The organism is Nonomuraea diastatica, assembly GCF_004349015.1.
In the GTDB taxonomy this organism is placed as follows: Bacteria; Actinomycetota; Actinomycetes; order Streptosporangiales; family Streptosporangiaceae; genus Nonomuraea; species Nonomuraea diastatica.
In genome coordinates this window covers 1-15,485 of sequence record NZ_SMKP01000147.1, presented here as the reverse complement: position 1 = coordinate 15,485, position 15,485 = coordinate 1, and the positions used below count along the sequence as shown (strand labels likewise).

Genomic DNA, 15,485 nt, shown 5'->3' with positions numbered 1-15,485 from the left:
GGAGTCACGTGAGCGATGTGCCGCCCTCCCACCGGAGCAAACGATCGCACCGCCGGCGGCGCCGTCCCTGGCTGCACCTGGCGATCGCCGTCACGGCGGCGGTCGTCCTGCTGGTGGTCGGCGTGGTCGTGGGCGTCTGGGCCAGGCTGACCGGCAACGTCAAGCACATCGACGTGACCGCGGACGACCTCGGCACCGCCCGGCCGGCCAAGATGGCCGGCACCGCGCTCAACGTCCTGGTCGTCGGCTCAGACCAACGCGACGGCGCCAACGCGAAATACGGCCGCGTCGAGGGTGAGCGCACCGACACGATCATGCTGGTCCACGTGTCGTCCCGGCGCGACCACGCGATGGTCGTCAGCTTCCCGCGCGACTCGCTCGTGCCCCTGCCCGCCTGCCGGGCCACCGGCGGCCTGCCGGGGCAGCGGCCGCACCTCGGCATGATCAACGAGTCGTTCAACTCCGGCGGCATCGGCTGCACCTGGAAGACGATCGAGGCGCTCACCCACATCCACATCGACCACTTCGTGAAGGTCGACTTCTCCGGCTTCAAGAGCCTGGTCGACGCCGTCGGCGGCGTGGAGGTCTGCCTGCCCGAGCCCGTACGCGACAAGAAGGCCCTGCTGCACCTGCCCGCGGGCCGGCAGACGCTCAACGGCGAGCAGGCGCTCGGCTACGTGCGCGCCCGCTACAGCATGGGTGACGGCTCCGACATCGGGCGGATCCAGCGGCAGCAGATGTTCATCGCCTCGATGGTCAAGAAGGTGATGAGCGGCGAGACACTGACCGACCCGGCGAGGTTGTTCGCCGTCCTCGACGCCGCCACCAACGCGGTGACGACGGACCGCGGCCTGACCCCGTCCGCCATGAAGGATCTCGCGCTGAGCCTGCGCGGGCTGGACGCCGGGCGCATCCGTTTCATCACCACCCCGTGGCACTACTCCGTCACCCAGCCGGGCCGAGTCGAGTGGGTGCAGCCCCAGGCCGACAGGTTGTTCCAGGTGGTGGCCAGAGACCAGAACGTCGAGGGCGTCAGGGGCGGCCAGGCCAAGGTGGCCCGCTCGAAGGTGCAGATCGAGCTCCGCAACGGCACCTGGCGCAGCGGGCTGGCCCGGGAGGTGGCCGCCTCCCTTGAGCAGCGTGGCTACCACATCGCCAAGATCGGTGACACGTCCCGCAAGCCGCAGGCGAAGACCACGATCCTCTACGGCCCGAACGGCGAGACCCGCGTGCCCACGCTCGCCCGCGACCTCGTGGCGGCCGCGCCCAAGAACGTGCCGGCGGCCAGGACCAACCGGCTGGTGCTGGTGATCGGCGACGACTGGAAGGGCGTCAAGCCGCTGCGCGGCGACGACCACGAGACGATCAAAGGCTTCGACGCGACGCACGACTCCTGCGCCGCCTGAGCGCCGCAGACAGGCGAAGATCGGCGCGGGCGGCGCGGGGACTAGGTGATGATCGCGGAAATCGCGGCGAGGGCGTCGACGACCTGGCGGGCGTCGGGGGTGGCCGACGGGTCGAGCAGCCACTGGAGCATCAGCCCGTCGGCGATCGCCACCACCACCGACACGAACACCTCGGGATTCATCGGCAGCTCGACCCCGAGCTCGTCGGCGGCCCTGCGCATCATGCCGACGCCGGCGGCGCGGGCGCGAGCGTAGGCCTGGGCCAGCTTCTCCCGCAACACGGGCGCGCGCAGCGCCGCGGGATAGCCCTCGACGAGGAGCACGAGCTGCGGCCCCAGCTCCTCGAAGACGTCGATCAGCTCCCTCAGGGCACGTTCGAGCATCTCCCTGCCGGTGCCGAGTTCGGCGCCGAACATGGATCGCTCGACCCGCTCCGTCCACTGCTCGAAGATCTCGGCGATGGCCTCGTTGAGCAGCGCGTCCTTGCCGCCGAAGTGGTAGCCGATGGACGCCAGGTTGGTGCCGGAGGCGGCGACCAGGTCTCGTGCGGTCGTGCGGGCGTAGCCCTTCTCCTGCAGGCAGCTCACAGCTCCCGCCAGCAGTCTCTCCCGGTAGCCACCGGCCTCTGTTCGCACCACGCGATCCATGGTAACCATATATACGATCGTATATGACGTACGTATATCTACTTGGAGGACGAACAGTGATACCCCCGGGACCGAGAGTTCCCGCGCTGGTGCAGACCGCGCGTTTCATGGCCGCGGCGCCGAGCGCGTTCGAGGCCTATCACCGCAGGTACGGCCCGATCTTCACGGTTCGCTACGCCGGATTCCCCCCGGAGGTCTACGTGACCACCGCGGAGCTGGCCGAGCAGGTCTACCGGACCGACCAGGGCGGCGGGCACGCCGGCGCGGCGCGCCGCGACTTCCTCGCGCATCTGGTCGGCGAGCATTCCGTGCTCACGCTGGACGGTGACCCGTGGTGGCGGCACCGCAAGACGCTCAACCCGCCGCTCCGCGCCAAGCAGGTCGCCGGCTACCACGACGACATCGCCGCGATCGCGGCGGAGAAGATCGCGTCGTGGCCGCTGGGCAGGCCCTTCGCGTTGCGCGATCGTATGCAGGAGATCACGCTGGAGATCATCATCCGGCTGATCTTCGGGATCAGCGACGCCGAGCGGGTCGGCAGGTTGCGGGCGCTGCTGCCCGCGCTGATCCAGACCGGCGGCTCCATGCAGGTGGCGATGTTGCCCGACCGGCTGCGCGGCCCCGCCGCACGGGTGCCGATCACGCCGTACGCGCGGTTCCTGCGGCTGCGCGCCGCTGTGGACACGATCCTGTTCGACGAGATCCGCCGCCGGCGCGGCACCTCCGGCGGCACCGACGTGCTCGGGCGGCTGCTGGACACCGGGCTGGACGACCAGGAGATCCGCGACGAGCTGATCACCATGCTGAGCGCCGGTCATGAGACGACCGCGACCGGCCTGGCCTGGGCGTTCGAGCGGATCCTGCGCATGCCCGAGGTGCTGGAACGCCTGCCGGACGACGAGCCCTACCTCAACGCGGTGGTCAAGGAGGTGCTGCGCGTCCGGCCCGTCGTCTATGAGGCGCCGCGGCTGCTCGACTCACCCCTGCGGCTGGGCGACTACGAGATCCCGGCCGGGTGGTACGCAGGACCGTACATCCCGCTCGTACACCGTGACCCCGCCGCCTTCGCCGAGCCCGGGGCGTTTCGCCCGGAACGTTTCCTGACAGAGCACCAGAACAGGGGCTGGATGCCCTTCGGCGGCGGGCGGCGCTTCTGCGTCGGAGCGCAGCTGGCGCTCCTGGAGATGCGCGTCATCATCCGCGAGGTGCTGCGCCGCCTGGAGCTCGCGGCGCCCGATCAGGCGCCGGAGGCCAGGCGGCTGGCGAACGTGACGCTCGCGCCCGCGAGGCTGACCCGTGTCATCGCCCGCGCTCGGACTCCTGCTCGGACGGAGTAGGAGAGTCCTCGCGTCGCGGGTCGGCGCCCAGCTCCTCGCGGAGCCGGTCGTAGTCGATGTGATGGTTGGTGTACTTCAGCTGGCGAGCGACCTTCGTCTGCTTCGCCTTGGCTCTTCCTCGGCCCATGGCTACTCCCTCGTCCCCGCTGTCATGCTATCCAACAACGTTACGACTTGAAGAATTATGCAACTGAACTCGATTAGTCTGGCAACATGCACGTGGAGGTCTATCAGGCCAAGGCCGACTTCTTCCGAACGCTCGGCCACCCCGCTCGCATCCGAGTGTTGGAGCTGCTCCAGGAAGGGCCACTTCCCGTCAGGGACCTGCTGGCCCAGATCGACATCGAGGCTTCGAGCCTCTCACAACAGCTCGCAGTCCTGCGCCGGGCGGGGATCGTGAGCGCCATCCGCGAAGGCAGCACGGTGGTCTATACCCTGGCCACCCCAGAGCTCGCCGACCTGCTCGGCGCCGCCCGGCGCATCCTCACCGACATGCTGGCCGACCAGGGCGAGCTCCTCGCGGAGCTGAGAGCTGAGGTCACCTAGCCGGCCCCAGGATCGACAAGGCGGGCGGAAACGACAGATCCGTTAGGCTTCGGGCATGGTCTCCGAGCTGTTCGATCCCAAGGCGTGGCAGGCGGTCGAGGGATTCGAGTTCACCGACATCACCTACCACCGAGCCGTCGACCAGGGCACCGTGCGCATCGCGTTCGACCGGCCAGACGTGCGCAACGCCTTCCGCCCGCAGACGGTCGACGAGCTCTACCGCGCGCTCGATCACGCCCGGCAGACCACCGACGTCGGCTGCGTGCTGCTCACCGGCAACGGCCCGTCGCCCAAGGACGGCGGCTGGGCCTTCTGCTCGGGCGGCGACCAGCGCATCAGGGGCAAGGACGGCTACCAGTACGCCGACGGCACGCCGGCCACCGGGCGCCTGCACATCCTTGAGGTGCAGCGGCTGATCCGCTTCATGCCCAAGGTCGTGATCTGCGTGGTGCCCGGCTGGGCCGCGGGCGGCGGCCACAGCCTGCACGTTGTGGCTGATCTCACACTGGCCAGCGCGGAGCACGCCCGGTTCAAGCAGACCGACGCCGACGTGGCCAGCTTCGACGGCGGTTTCGGCTCGGCCTACCTGGCGCGGCAGGTCGGACAGAAGTTCGCCCGCGAGATCTTCTTCCTCGGCGACACCTACTCCGCGGCCGACGCCCACCGCATGGGCATGGTCAACGCCGTGGTCCCGCACGACGAGCTGGAGGCCACGGCCCTGGAGTGGGGCCGGAAGATCAACGGCAAGTCGCCGACGGCGCAGCGGATGCTCAAGTTCGCCTTCAACGCGATCGACGACGGCATGGTGGGGCAGCAGGTGTTCGCGGGCGAGGCCACACGGCTGGCCTACATGACGGACGAGGCGGCCGAGGGGCGCGACTCGTTCCTGCAGAAGCGCGAGCCCGACTGGTCGCCGTTCCCCTGGCACTACTGAGGCGTTCCGCCTATGAGGATCACGGTGCCGGAGGCGCTGACCGCGTCCCACGTGAAGTGGGACGGAGAGGCCGGGCGTGCCTGGTCGGCCGGGCTGCCCGCGCTCGCCGAGCGTTACCTGGAGAAGTGGGGGCTGCGGCTCGACGGCGAGCCCCGCCACGGGGTGGTGTCGCTCGTGTTGCCCGTCGTCCGCGACGACGGCACCGAGGCGGCGCTCAAGCTGCAGCCCGTCACCGACGAGAACGCCAGTGAGGCCATGGGGCTGGCCGCGTGGGCGGGTGACGCGTCGGTGTTGTTGCTCGAATCGGACCCGGCGACCGGCACCATGCTGCTCGAACGGCTCGAGGCCGGCCGGTCGTTGTCCAGCGTGCGCGACGACATGGAGGCCATGGGCATCCTCACCGAGCTGCTGGCCCGCCTGGTGGCCCATCCCGCCCCCGCGGGGATGCGCCGGCTGGGCGACATCGCGCAGGCCATGCTCGACGACGTGCCCGAGGCGCTCACGCGGCTGACGGATGAGCACCACCGCCACTGGATGACGTGGTGCGCCTCGGCGGTCGCCGAGCTCGTCCACGAGCCCGGCGACCGGCTGCTGCACTGGGACCTGCACTACGACAACGTGCTGGCGGCCGGGCGGGAGCCGTGGCTCAGCATCGACCCCAAGCCGCTGGCCGGCGACCCGGGGTTCGACCTGATGCCCGCCCTCGACAACCGGTGGGACGACGTGGTCGCGTCGGGTGACGTGACGCGGGCGGTGCTCAGGCGGTTCGACCTGATGGTCGACCGGCTCGGGCTCGACCCCCAGCGGGCGGCGGGCTGGACGCTGGGCCGGGTGCTGCAGAACTTCCTCTGGGAGGTCGAGGACGGCACCCATGCCGAGAGCGAGTGGATGCACATCCAGCTCGCGGTGGCCGAGGCCGTACGACACCGGCAGTGACTCACAGGGTCAGCACGATCTTCCCGCGGCCGTGGCCGGTCTCGATCTCCCGGTGCGCGTCCGCCGCCTCCTCCAGCCGGTACGCCCGCCGCACCGGGAACACGAACGCGCCCGCGGCGTACAGCGCGGCGTAGCGCCCGAGCCGTTCCGCCGTGCGCTCCCCCTGGACGACCTGGACGCCCAGCTCGGCGGCCTTGCCGTGCTCGACCAGCGTGACGATGCGGGTGCGGTCTTCGACCAGCTGGATCGACACCTCCAGCGCGTGACCTCCTGCCCCGTCCAGGGACGCGTCGATCCCGCCGGGGGCGAGCGCGCGCACCCGGCCGGCCAGCCCGTCCCCGTAGGTGACGGGAATGGCGCCGAGGTCGCGCAGGTGGTCGTGGTTGACCTCGCGGGCGGTGCCGATCACGGTGGCCCCGCGCCTCCTGGCGATCTGCACGGCCGCGGTGCCCACCGATCCGGCCGCGCCGTGCACGAGCAGCGTCTCGCCCGCCGCGACGCGCAGGCCGTCGAGGGCCAGTTCGGCGGTCTGCACGCCCGAGGTCATCCCTCCGGCCACCTCCCAGGGCACTTTCGCGGGCTTGGCGGCCACGTCCGCAGCGGGCACGACGATGTACTCGGCGTAGGCGTGCAACCGCGAGAACCCGAGCACCTCGTCGCCCGGGGCCACCCCGGTCACGCCGGGTCCCACCTGGTCCACCACGCCGGCGAACTCGTTGCCGGGGATGCGCGGGTAGTCGACGCCCGACATGTACGGAGGAAGCCACCCGGCCCGGACGGCCGCGTCGAAGGGCTGAACCCCGGCCGCTCGCACCCGCACGCGTACCTCTCCCTGGCCCGCCTGGGGCACGGGCAGCTCCATCACCTTCAGCACGTCAGGGCCGCCGGGCTCGGCGAAGGCCGCCGCTCTCATCACGTCAGTCATGGGACAGAGCGTGCTACCTCAACCGAGCTTGAGGTCAAGTCGCGTACTGTTATGGGAACTTTTCCCTTTACTCAGTCTTTATCTAGATATAGTCCGACAGGACACATACGGGGACGGGGCACACCGAGGTGGGATGACCGAGTTCGCAGACACCGCATTCAGCCTTCCGACTGTCATTTTCAGCAGCCTTCTCATCGTGGTCGTGGGTTATTGGCTGGCCGTCATCACCGGCCTGTTCGAGGTGGATGACGACGCCGCCTGGCTGGGACTCGGGGGAGTACCCGCAGGGATCACGCTCTCGGCGCTGATCGCGGTGGCATGGATGTTGTGCCTGGTCGGCAGCCAGGTGGTGAGCGGCGACCTGCTTGTCGCCGTGCCGATCGTCGCCGTGGCCGGCGGCTGGCTGGCAGCCCGTGGCCTGCTGCTTCCGCTGCGGCCGCTCTTCCGCGAAGGGGATCGGTCCTCGCGCGCCGACTTCATCGGCCAGATGTGCGTGATCCGCACCGGCGAGGCCACCTCCGACTTCGGCCAGGCCGAGGTCAGCGCCGCGGACGGCTCGTCCGCGATCGTGCAGGTGCGCACGACCGAGCGTGACCGCCTGGACCGCGGCGCCACCGCACTCATCTTCGACTACGACAAAGACGGCGAATTCTTCTGGGTCATGCCGTACGAAAGCGAGCATTGATGGACGTCATCTCTACCGGCCTCGGCATACTCATAGCGGTAATCGCGATCATTGTCATCGGGCTCCTCGTCCTCGTCGGCCGCCTTTTCCGTAAGGTCGAACAGGGCAAGGCACTGATCGTGTCGAAGATCAACAAGGTCGACGTGACGTTCACCGGCAAGATCGTCCTGCCCGTCGTCCACAAAGCCGAGGTCATGGACATCTCGGTAAAGACGATCGAGATCCATCGCACCGGCCGCGAGGGCCTGATCTGCCGCGACAACATCAGGGCCGACATCAAGATCACGTTCTTCGTGCGCGTGAACAAGACCACGGAAGACGTCATCAAGGTCGCCCAGGCCATCGGCACGGCCAGGGCCAGCGACGAGCAGACGCTGCAGGAGCTGTTCAACGCGAAGTTCTCCGAGGCGCTGAAGACGGCCGGCAAGCACCTGGACTTCGTCGACCTCTACACCAAGCGCGACGAGTTCCGCGACGAGATCATCCGGCTCATCGGCACCGACCTCAACGGCTACAGCCTCGAAGACGCCGCCATCGACTACCTGGAGCAGACCTCCCTGGCCCAGCTCGACAAGAGCAACATCCTCGACGCGCAGGGCATCCGCAAGATCACCGAGCTGACGGCGATCGAGCACGTCCGGACGAACGAGTTCCGGCGCAACGAGGAGAAGGAGATCACCCGCCAGAACGTGGACGCCCGCGAGGCCATCCTCGAACTGGAGCGCCGCCAGGCCGACGCCGAGCTCAAGCAGCGCCGCGAGATCGAGACCGTCAAGGCCCGCGAGGACGCGGAGATCGCTCGCGTGCAGGCCGAGGAGCGGCTGCGCGCCCAGACCGCCGGCATCAAGACCGACGAGCAGATCGGCGTGCAGCGGGAGAACCAGCACCGCGAGATCGCGGTCGCCGAGAAGAACCGCGAGCGCGTGATCGCCATCGAGTCCGAGCGGATCGAGAAGGACCGCCTGCTGGAGGTCATCTCCCGCGAGCGGGAGACCGAGCTGTCGCGCATCGCGAAGGACAAGGAGGTCGAGACCGAGAAGCGGTCGATCGCCGAGGTCATCCGCGAGCGCATCGCGGTCGACAAGACCGTGGCCGAGCAGGAGGAGAACATCAAGCGGCTGCGCGTGGTCGAGGAGGCCGAGCGCACCCGCCAGCAGGTGATCATCGCCGCCGAGGCCGAGGCGCAGGAGAACCTGGTCAAGGACATCAAGGCCGCCGAAGCCGCGGAAGCCGCCAGCAAGTTCAAGGCCCGCGAGGAGCTCGTGCTCGCCGAGGCCAGGCAGCAGGCCGCCGACCTGGACGCGCGGGCCAAGATCCGGCTGGCCGAGGGAGTCCAGGCCGAGTCCGCAGCGGAGGGCCTGGCGCAGATCCAGGTCAAGGAGCGCGACGCGGACGCCATCGAGAAGGTCGGCCGCGCCGAGGCACTGGCGCTGAAGGAGAAGCTGGCCGCCGAGGCCGACGGCGCCAGGGCCATGGCGCTGGTCGAGGGCGACCGGCTCAAGGCGCAGGCCGAGGGCGAGCAGGCGATGGCGTTCGCCACCGCCGCCGCGGTCGGCGAGAAGCTCAAGGCCGAGGCCGAGGGTCTCACCGAGAAGGCGGCCGCGATGGCCGCGCTGGACGAGTCCAGCAGGGAGCACGAGGAGTACCGCCTGCGCCTGGAGGCCGACAAGGAGATCCGTCTCAAGCACATCGACGTGTCGCGGCGCGTGGCCGAGTCGCAGGCGAGCGTCCTGGCCGCCGGGCTGGCCAAGGCGAACATCGACATCGTCGGCGGCGACACGATGTTCTTCGACAAGGTGGTCGGCTCGATCGCCGCGGGCAAGGCGGTCGACGGGTTCGTGGGGCACTCCGATGTCGCGGGCGCCCTGGCCAAGCCGTACGTCAACGGGACGGCCAGCCTGGCGGCAGACCTCGCCGACGTGGTGAGCGGCGTGCGTACCGAGGACCTGAAGAACCTGACCGTGTCCGCCCTGCTCATGCAGCTCATCAACAACGGCGGCCCGCAGTCGTCGGCGCTCGGCGAGTTGCTGGAGACGGCCCGCCGGCTGGGGGTGGCCGACTCGCCGGTGGCCGCGCTCGCCGGGGCTAGGGGCTGACCGTCTGTGACAACGCTCGAAGCCGGGCCTGAGCTGGAGGCGGGGACGTACGAAGTCCTCAGGAACCGGCTCCAGGCCCAAGCCAAGGCCCTCGCGGCGGCGGCCGAGGCGGTCAACCAGGAGCGGCTGCGCGTGTTCGGCGGCGCGGAGCTGCGCCTGCTGGGCACCGAGCGGATCCGCACGGAGAACAACTGCGTCCCCAGGGACATCGTCTCCCTGGGCGACGTGATGTTGTTCGGCTACAACGTCTTCATCGGGCTCAAGCCGGAGACGACGGTGACCGACGTGTTCGCGGTGCACCGGTTCTCCAGGGACGGCGACGCCTTCCGGTTCGACGCCGACAAGCTGGAGGCGCTGGAGGACCCGGCGTTCAGGAAGGCCTTCGCCGAGCTGTACCGCTACTACAAGGGGACGCGGCTGCAGCAGCTCAGGCGGGTGGAGGGCAAGCTGCTGGCGGTTTTCCAGACGGGTCCCGCGGATCTGCGGGTGCTCCGCTGGGCGGTCAACACCAGCGGAGTCACGAAATATCTGGATAACAGGGGTGAGCGTGACCACGTCTTCCCCCCGTCCCACGACTTCGAGTGGACGCCCACCACCCGCGACGACCACGTGCTCGGCCGCCACCCGCACATCTCCATCGAGGGCGAGGTGTTCGTCGAGACCGTCGGCGGCGACCTCACCATCAAGATCGAGGACAACACGGAGACCGGCGCGGGCGTCTACTCCGAGCCGGTCACCGAACCCCTGCAGAGCCTCGCCGACGCCGACGTCGAGTACGCCCGCGTCGGGCCGCTCATCCTCATGCGGATCAAGCCGTACAAGGAGACCGACTGGCGGCACCTGGTCTTCAACGTGCGCACCAGGTCCGTCGTGCGGCTCGACGGCATCGGGCAGGCCTGCCAGCGGCTGCCCGAGGACCAGGGGCTGATCTTCCCCGGCGGCTACTACCTGGCGACCGGGGTCAGCAAGACGTTCGACACGGACGTCACCGACCTGGAGTTCGAGCGGGTGGTCCGCTCCCCCAACGGCGAGGACGTCCTGTACGTCTTCCACGCCAAAGGCGACGGGCGCTCGCTGTTGCTGCCGTACAACGTGATCAGGAAGGAGGTGGCCACGCCCATCGTCTGCCACGGATATTCGTTGTTCGAGGACGGCACGATGGTGGTCTTCCGCGCCACCTCCGAGGAGCCGACCCGGGTCCACCCGATGCAGGTCTGGCAGACCCCCTACGTCTCCGACACCTTCGCCGCCACCCAGCCCGCCGGCACCGGCCCGCTGGAGCGCATCGGCAACGCCGAGCTGGTGCGCGGCATCTCCGACTGCCTGTCGGTGTCGCGCATGGTCGAGGAGATGGCGCCGTCCGCGGGGACGTTCGAGGGGCTGATCGCCGCGTGCACGCGGGCGTTCGACTCCTACCACTGGCTCGGCGACCACGGCCTGCGCGGCCCGCTCTCCGACGTACGCGCCACCGCCGAGCAGGTGCTCGACGAGTACGAGAACGTCGAGCAGCTCACCAGGCAGGCCGAGCGGACGCTCGCCACGGCGACGGAGGAGACGACCCGCCTGCTCCGCAGCGCCCAGGCCGACGACCCGGTCACCGCCGACGCCTGGGTGACGCTGCTGGCCACGCTGCGCAGGGCCCAGGGCCACCTGGTGACGCTGCGCGAGGTCCGCTACATCGACCTGGCCGCGCTCGACGCGCTGGCCGCGTCGGTGACGGAGGAGCTGGGCTCGGTGGGCCGGCGGGCGGTCACGTTCCTGGAGGGCGCGGATGCGTTCACCGCCTACCACGCCGCCGTCGAGCGGCTGGCCGCGGAAGCCGCCGCGATCACCACGGCCGCCGAGGCCGAGCCCGTCGCCGACCGGCTGGCCGAGCAGTCTGAGGGGCTGGAGGTGGTGACGGAGGTCGTCGGCTCGCTGGAGATCGCCGACGCCACCGTGCGCACCTTCATCCTGGGCCGCATCGCCGAGGTCCTCGGCGGCGTCAACCGCGCCAGGGCCGTGCTGGACGGTCGCCGCCGCGAGCTGCTGGGGGCCGAGGGGCGGGCCGCGTTCGCCGCCGAGTTCGCCCTGCTGGGGCAGGCCATCACGGGCGCGCTGGCGATCGCCGACAGCCCCGCGAAGTGCGACGAGCAGCTCGGCCGGCTGATGCTCCAGTTGGAGAACCTGGAGTCGCGCTTCGGCGAGTTCGACGACTTCGCCGCGCAGCTGTCGGCCAAGCGGGACGACGTCTATGAGGCGTTCTCGTCCCGCAAGCAGACGCAGCTCGACGAGCTGGCCCGGCGCGCCGACCGCATCTTCGCCTCCGCCGAGCGGGTCCTCGCCAGCGTCACCCGCCGCCTCGGCTCGCTGTCGTCGCTCGACGAGGTGAACACCTACTTCGCGACCGACCCGATGGTGGCCAAGATCCGCTCGGTCGCCGACGAGCTGCGCGCGCTCGGGGACGCCGTACGCGCGGAGGAGCTGGACGGGCGGGTCAAGTCGGCGCAGCAGGAGGCCGCGCGTTCCCTGCGGGACCGCCTGGACCTGTTCGCGGACGGCGGCGAGACCCTGCGCCTCGGCCACCACCGTTTCGCCGTCAACACCCAGCCGATCGACCTGACGCTGGTGCCGCACGTGGAGCGCGACGACGACCGCACCTCCATGTACTTCGCGATCACCGGCACCGACTACCGCGCGCCCGTGCCCGAGTCGTTCGCCGACACCCGGCCCTTCTGGGACCAGTTGCTGGTCTCGGAGACGCCCGACGTCTACCGAGCCGAGCACCTGGCCGCCTCGCTGCTCGACTCGGTCACGCCCGGCGCGCCGCTGGCCGACCTGGTCCGGCAGGCGGCCGAGTCGCGTTACGACGAGGGCTACGAACGAGGCGTGCACGACCACGACGCCACGATCATCCTGGACGCGCTCGTACGGCTGCGCGAGGGAGCCGGGCTGCTGCGCTATCCGGCCGAGGTCCGCGCGGCCGCCCAGCTGTTCTGGGCGTTCGGGCTGGACGAGGTTTCACGTAAAACATCGACGACCCGGGCGCTGTCGCTGGTGCGGGCGCGCACGGTCTTCGGCGACACCTCCGCCCTGGGCGCGCTGGCCGCCGAGCTGGGCGCCGCGATCGCGGAGTTCATGGCCGGCCTGCGTACGGGCGCCGCGCCGGACGCGGGCCTGGCCGGTGAATACCTGGTCGAGGAGCTGGGCAGCGGCCCGGCCGGGTTCGTGACCAGCAAGGGCGCGCGTGACCTGCTCGACGCGTTCCGCCACGAGCTGGGCCCGGTCAAGGTGCGCGAGTTCGAGGACGACCTCGGGGCGGTCGCCCTGCCCGAACGTCTCCAGCTGGCGCAGGCGTGGCTGTCCGCCTTCCGCGAGGGTCCCGAGGTCACCGAGGCCATCGCCGTGCAGCTGTGCGACCTGCCCCGCCACGACTCGAGCGCCGCCACGACCGAGACCGTGGACGGGCTGCTGGGATCCCACCCCCGCGTCGCCGGCCGCAAGCTGGAGATCAGGCTCGACGAGCTGCTCACCAGGGCGCGCCGGTTCCGGCAGGAGCGGGTGCCCGCCTACCGCGCCTTCCAGCGCCGCAGGAGCGAGCTGGTCGAGGCCGAACGGCGGCGGCTGCGCCTGGACGAGTACCGCCCCAAGGTCATGAGCGCGTTCGTCCGCAACCGCCTGCTGGACGAGGTGTACCTGCCGCTGATCGGCGACAACCTGGCCAAGCAGCTCGGCGCGACCGGCGCGGGCAAACGCACCGACCAGATGGGCCTGCTGCTGCTCATCTCGCCGCCTGGCTACGGCAAGACGACCCTCATGGAGTACGTCGCCAGCCGTCTCGGCCTGGTGTTCGTCAAGGTCAACGGCCCGGCGCTGGGCCACGACGTCACCTCGCTCGACCCGGCCGACGCGCCCGACGCCACGGCCAGGCAGGAGGTGGAGAAGATCTCGTTCGCGCTGGAGACCGGCAACAACACGCTGCTCTACCTGGACGACATCCAGCACACCTCGCCGGAGCTGCTGCAGAAGTTCATCTCGCTCTGCGACGCCCAGCGCCGCATCGAGGGCGTGTGGAACGGCCGCACCCGCACGTACGACCTGCGCGGCAAGCGGTTCGCGGTGTGCATGGCGGGCAACCCGTACACCGAGTCGGGCCAGCGGTTCCGCATCCCCGACATGCTGGCCAACCGGGCCGACGTGTGGAACCTGGGCGACGTGCTGTCCGGCAAGGACCACCTGTTCGCGCTCAGCTACGTCGACAACGCCCTCACCTCCAACCCCGTGCTCGCGCCGCTCGCCGGCCGCGACCGTGCGGACGTGGAGCTGCTGGTGCGGCTGGCCAAGGGCGACACGACGGTACGGCCCGACCAGCTCGGCCACCCGTACACCAAGCCGGAGCTCGACCAGATCCTCAGCGTGCTGTCCAAGCTGGTGCGGGTGCAGGAGGTGGTCCTGGCCAACAACCGGGCCTACATCGCCTCGGCCGCCCAGTCCGACGCCGCCCGCACCGAGCCGCCGTACCGGCTGCAGGGGTCGTACCGGAACATGAACAAGCTGGCCGAGCGCATCGTGCCCGCGATGAACGACGACGAGCTCGAAGCGCTGATCGACGACCACTATCTGGGCGAGGCCCAGACCCTGACCTCGGACGCCGAGGCCAACCTGCTCAAGCTGGCCGAGCTCCGTGGCCGTCTGACCCCCGCCCAGGCCGAACGGTGGGCGGCGATCAAGGCGGCCCACCTCAGGGCCAAGGCGCTCGGAGGAGCCGAGGACGACCCGATGACCAGGGCCGTCGGCGCGATCGGGCTGCTGGCCGACCGCGTCGGCGACGTCGGCACGGCCATCAGGGGGTCCGAGCGCTGATTCGCGACCGCGCGGGTGGAGCCGCGCCGGGTCATCCGATGAGCGCCTCCGTCGCCTCGCGTCGCAGGGCCGTGGACCGGTGCAGGTAGTCGAGGATCAACGCCAGCTCGTCGTCGGTGTAGCGCTCGTACAGGTGCGCCATCGTCGCCGCGAACGGCTGGAGCAGCTCCCCGAACCCGGCCGGCTGCTCGGGGTTGATCTCGACGATGACCCGGCGCCGGTCCTTGGTGTCGCGCACCCGCCGCACCAGCCACCTGGACTCCAGCCGGTCGATCAACCCGCTGATCGTCGCCGGCGCCAGCCTTGTGTGCTGGGCGAGCTCCCCCGCCGTCAGCGGACCTAGGCGTCGCAGCAGGTCGAGGGCCTTCTCCTCGGTCATGCCGAGGCCCAGCCGCTCGCCCATCGCGCTGTGGTGCATCACGGCGGCGGTGCTGCTCTCCCTCCCCGCAGCGGTGAGCGCCTCCAGCAAGCCCTTTCGTCGCTCTCCGGACACGGGGACCTTCTTCCTGCCTATGTTTCGTTCGGCCGAACGAAACGGTATCAGGAACCAGGAGTCATGTGCCTGGATGTGCCGCTACGAGCCGAGCCTGTGACACCGCGCCGGCGCTCGCGGGCACGAGCGGCAACCGCACGTCCGGGGTGGGTATCGTGCCCTGGGCGTGCAGCACGCCCTTGAGCACGGTGGGGTTGGGCTCGGTGAAGAGCGCCGCCGAGAGCCGGGCCAGCCGGTGCCCGAGCGTCCTGGCCCGGGTGCCGTCCCCGGCGTGCCAGGCGTCGGCCAGCTCGGCGAAGCTCGCGGTCTCCAGGTGCGCGGAGGCCAGGATCCCGCCGGCCGCGCCCAACGCCAGCAGCGGCGAGATGAACGCGTCGTCGCCACCGAGCACCTCGAACCCGGCGGGCGGGTCCCCTAGCAGCGCCACGGCATCCTGGTCGATGCCCGCCGCGTATTTCACGCCGACGATCATCGGATGAGCGCCCAGGCGGCGCAGCGTGTCGGCCCCGACCGCCTGACCGGTCCTGTAGGGGATGTGGTAGATCACCAGCGGCACCGGCGTCTCCTCCGCCAGCGCCTCGAAGTGCGCTGCCACGCCCCGCTCCCCCGGCCGCAGGAAGTACGGCACGGTCACCAGC

General features: G+C 70.3%; 13 protein-coding genes. 8 read left to right on the top strand and 5 right to left on the bottom strand.

From position 1 onward, the window contains the following. The first annotated feature begins 8 nt into the window (after positions 1-8). Complete coding sequence (locus E1294_RS37555) at positions 9-1,406, top strand: LCP family protein (RefSeq protein WP_132515734.1); 1,398 nt, start codon at positions 9-11, stop codon at positions 1,404-1,406. Between the two features lie 41 nt (positions 1,407-1,447). Here E1294_RS37555 and E1294_RS37550 read toward each other — a convergent pair whose 3' ends face one another. Continuing rightward, positions 1,448-2,044, bottom strand: coding sequence for a TetR/AcrR family transcriptional regulator (locus tag E1294_RS37550; RefSeq protein ID WP_165977680.1), 597 nt, complete (start codon positions 2,042-2,044; stop codon positions 1,448-1,450). A gap of 32 nt (positions 2,045-2,076) precedes the next feature. On the opposite strand from E1294_RS37550, the gene E1294_RS37545 reads away from it, so the two are divergent. After that, positions 2,077-3,390 carry a cytochrome P450 gene (locus E1294_RS37545; protein ID WP_132515732.1) on the top strand — a complete coding sequence of 438 codons (1,314 nt, stop codon included), beginning with the start codon at positions 2,077-2,079 and terminating at the stop codon, positions 3,388-3,390. Here E1294_RS37545 and E1294_RS37540 read toward each other — a convergent pair. After that, positions 3,353-3,517, bottom strand: coding sequence for a DUF3073 domain-containing protein (locus tag E1294_RS37540; protein ID WP_132515731.1), 165 nt, complete (start codon positions 3,515-3,517; stop codon positions 3,353-3,355). The two genes, E1294_RS37545 and E1294_RS37540, sit on opposite strands and share 38 nt — an antisense overlap. 86 nt (positions 3,518-3,603) lie before the next feature. On the opposite strand from E1294_RS37540, the gene E1294_RS37535 reads away from it, so the two are divergent. The 3 genes from E1294_RS37535 to E1294_RS37525 are packed head-to-tail and all read left to right on the top strand — an operon-like array spanning position 3,604 to position 5,806. Then, complete coding sequence (locus tag E1294_RS37535) at positions 3,604-3,936, top strand: ArsR/SmtB family transcription factor (protein ID WP_043615149.1); 333 nt, start codon at positions 3,604-3,606, stop codon at positions 3,934-3,936. A 55-nt stretch (positions 3,937-3,991) separates the two neighbouring features. Then, on the top strand, positions 3,992-4,870 hold the full coding sequence (locus E1294_RS37530) for a 1,4-dihydroxy-2-naphthoyl-CoA synthase (protein WP_132515730.1): 879 nt from the start codon (positions 3,992-3,994) through the stop codon (positions 4,868-4,870). 12 nt (positions 4,871-4,882) lie between these two features. Continuing rightward, on the top strand, positions 4,883-5,806 hold the full coding sequence (locus E1294_RS37525; protein ID WP_132515729.1) for an aminoglycoside phosphotransferase family protein: 924 nt from the start codon (positions 4,883-4,885) through the stop codon (positions 5,804-5,806). A 1-nt stretch (position 5,807) separates the two neighbouring features. Here E1294_RS37525 and E1294_RS37520 read toward each other — a convergent pair whose 3' ends face one another. Further along, positions 5,808-6,731, bottom strand: coding sequence for an NADP-dependent oxidoreductase (locus E1294_RS37520; protein ID WP_246083574.1), 924 nt, complete (start codon positions 6,729-6,731; stop codon positions 5,808-5,810). A gap of 196 nt (positions 6,732-6,927) precedes the next feature. Between E1294_RS37520 and E1294_RS37515 the strand changes: the two genes are divergently transcribed. The 3 genes from E1294_RS37515 to E1294_RS37505 are packed head-to-tail and all read left to right on the top strand — an operon-like array spanning position 6,928 to position 14,354. Then, complete coding sequence (locus E1294_RS37515; protein ID WP_246083573.1) at positions 6,928-7,416, top strand: hypothetical protein; 489 nt, start codon at positions 6,928-6,930, stop codon at positions 7,414-7,416. Further along, positions 7,416-9,512 (top strand): SPFH domain-containing protein, encoded by a 2,097-nt coding sequence (locus E1294_RS37510; RefSeq protein WP_132515727.1) that lies wholly within the window; start codon positions 7,416-7,418, stop codon positions 9,510-9,512. The genes E1294_RS37515 and E1294_RS37510 overlap by 1 nt, the downstream gene beginning before the upstream one ends. 6 nt (positions 9,513-9,518) lie before the next feature. Then, positions 9,519-14,354, top strand: coding sequence for a DNA repair ATPase (locus E1294_RS37505; protein ID WP_132515726.1), 4,836 nt, complete (start codon positions 9,519-9,521; stop codon positions 14,352-14,354). Between the two features lie 31 nt (positions 14,355-14,385). On the opposite strand, the gene E1294_RS37500 is transcribed toward E1294_RS37505, so the two are convergent. Both E1294_RS37500 and E1294_RS37495 read right to left on the bottom strand, forming a co-directional pair. After that, a complete protein-coding gene (locus E1294_RS37500) occupies positions 14,386-14,847 on the bottom strand; it encodes a MarR family winged helix-turn-helix transcriptional regulator (protein ID WP_246083572.1) in 462 nt (153 codons plus the stop codon). A gap of 61 nt (positions 14,848-14,908) precedes the next feature. Beyond that, positions 14,909-15,485, bottom strand: a 577-nt coding sequence (locus E1294_RS37495; protein ID WP_132515725.1) for a dihydrodipicolinate synthase family protein, incomplete at its 5' end; no start/stop codon positions are given.

Excerpts from the sequence above, each read along its gene's own strand:
- E1294_RS37525 (WP_132515729.1), top strand. The coding sequence starts at position 4,883 with ATGAGGATCACGGTGCCGGAGGCGCTGACCGCGTCCCACGTGAAGTGG.
- E1294_RS37520 (WP_246083574.1), bottom strand. The coding sequence starts at position 6,731 with ATGACTGACGTGATGAGAGCGGCGGCCTTCGCCGAGCCCGGCGGCCCT.
- E1294_RS37540 (WP_132515731.1), bottom strand. The coding sequence starts at position 3,517 with ATGGGCCGAGGAAGAGCCAAGGCGAAGCAGACGAAGGTCGCTCGCCAG.
- E1294_RS37530 (WP_132515730.1), top strand. The coding sequence starts at position 3,992 with ATGGTCTCCGAGCTGTTCGATCCCAAGGCGTGGCAGGCGGTCGAGGGA.
- E1294_RS37535 (WP_043615149.1), top strand. The coding sequence starts at position 3,604 with ATGCACGTGGAGGTCTATCAGGCCAAGGCCGACTTCTTCCGAACGCTC.
- E1294_RS37510 (WP_132515727.1), top strand. The coding sequence starts at position 7,416 with ATGGACGTCATCTCTACCGGCCTCGGCATACTCATAGCGGTAATCGCG.
- E1294_RS37545 (WP_132515732.1), top strand. The coding sequence starts at position 2,077 with ATGACGTACGTATATCTACTTGGAGGACGAACAGTGATACCCCCGGGA.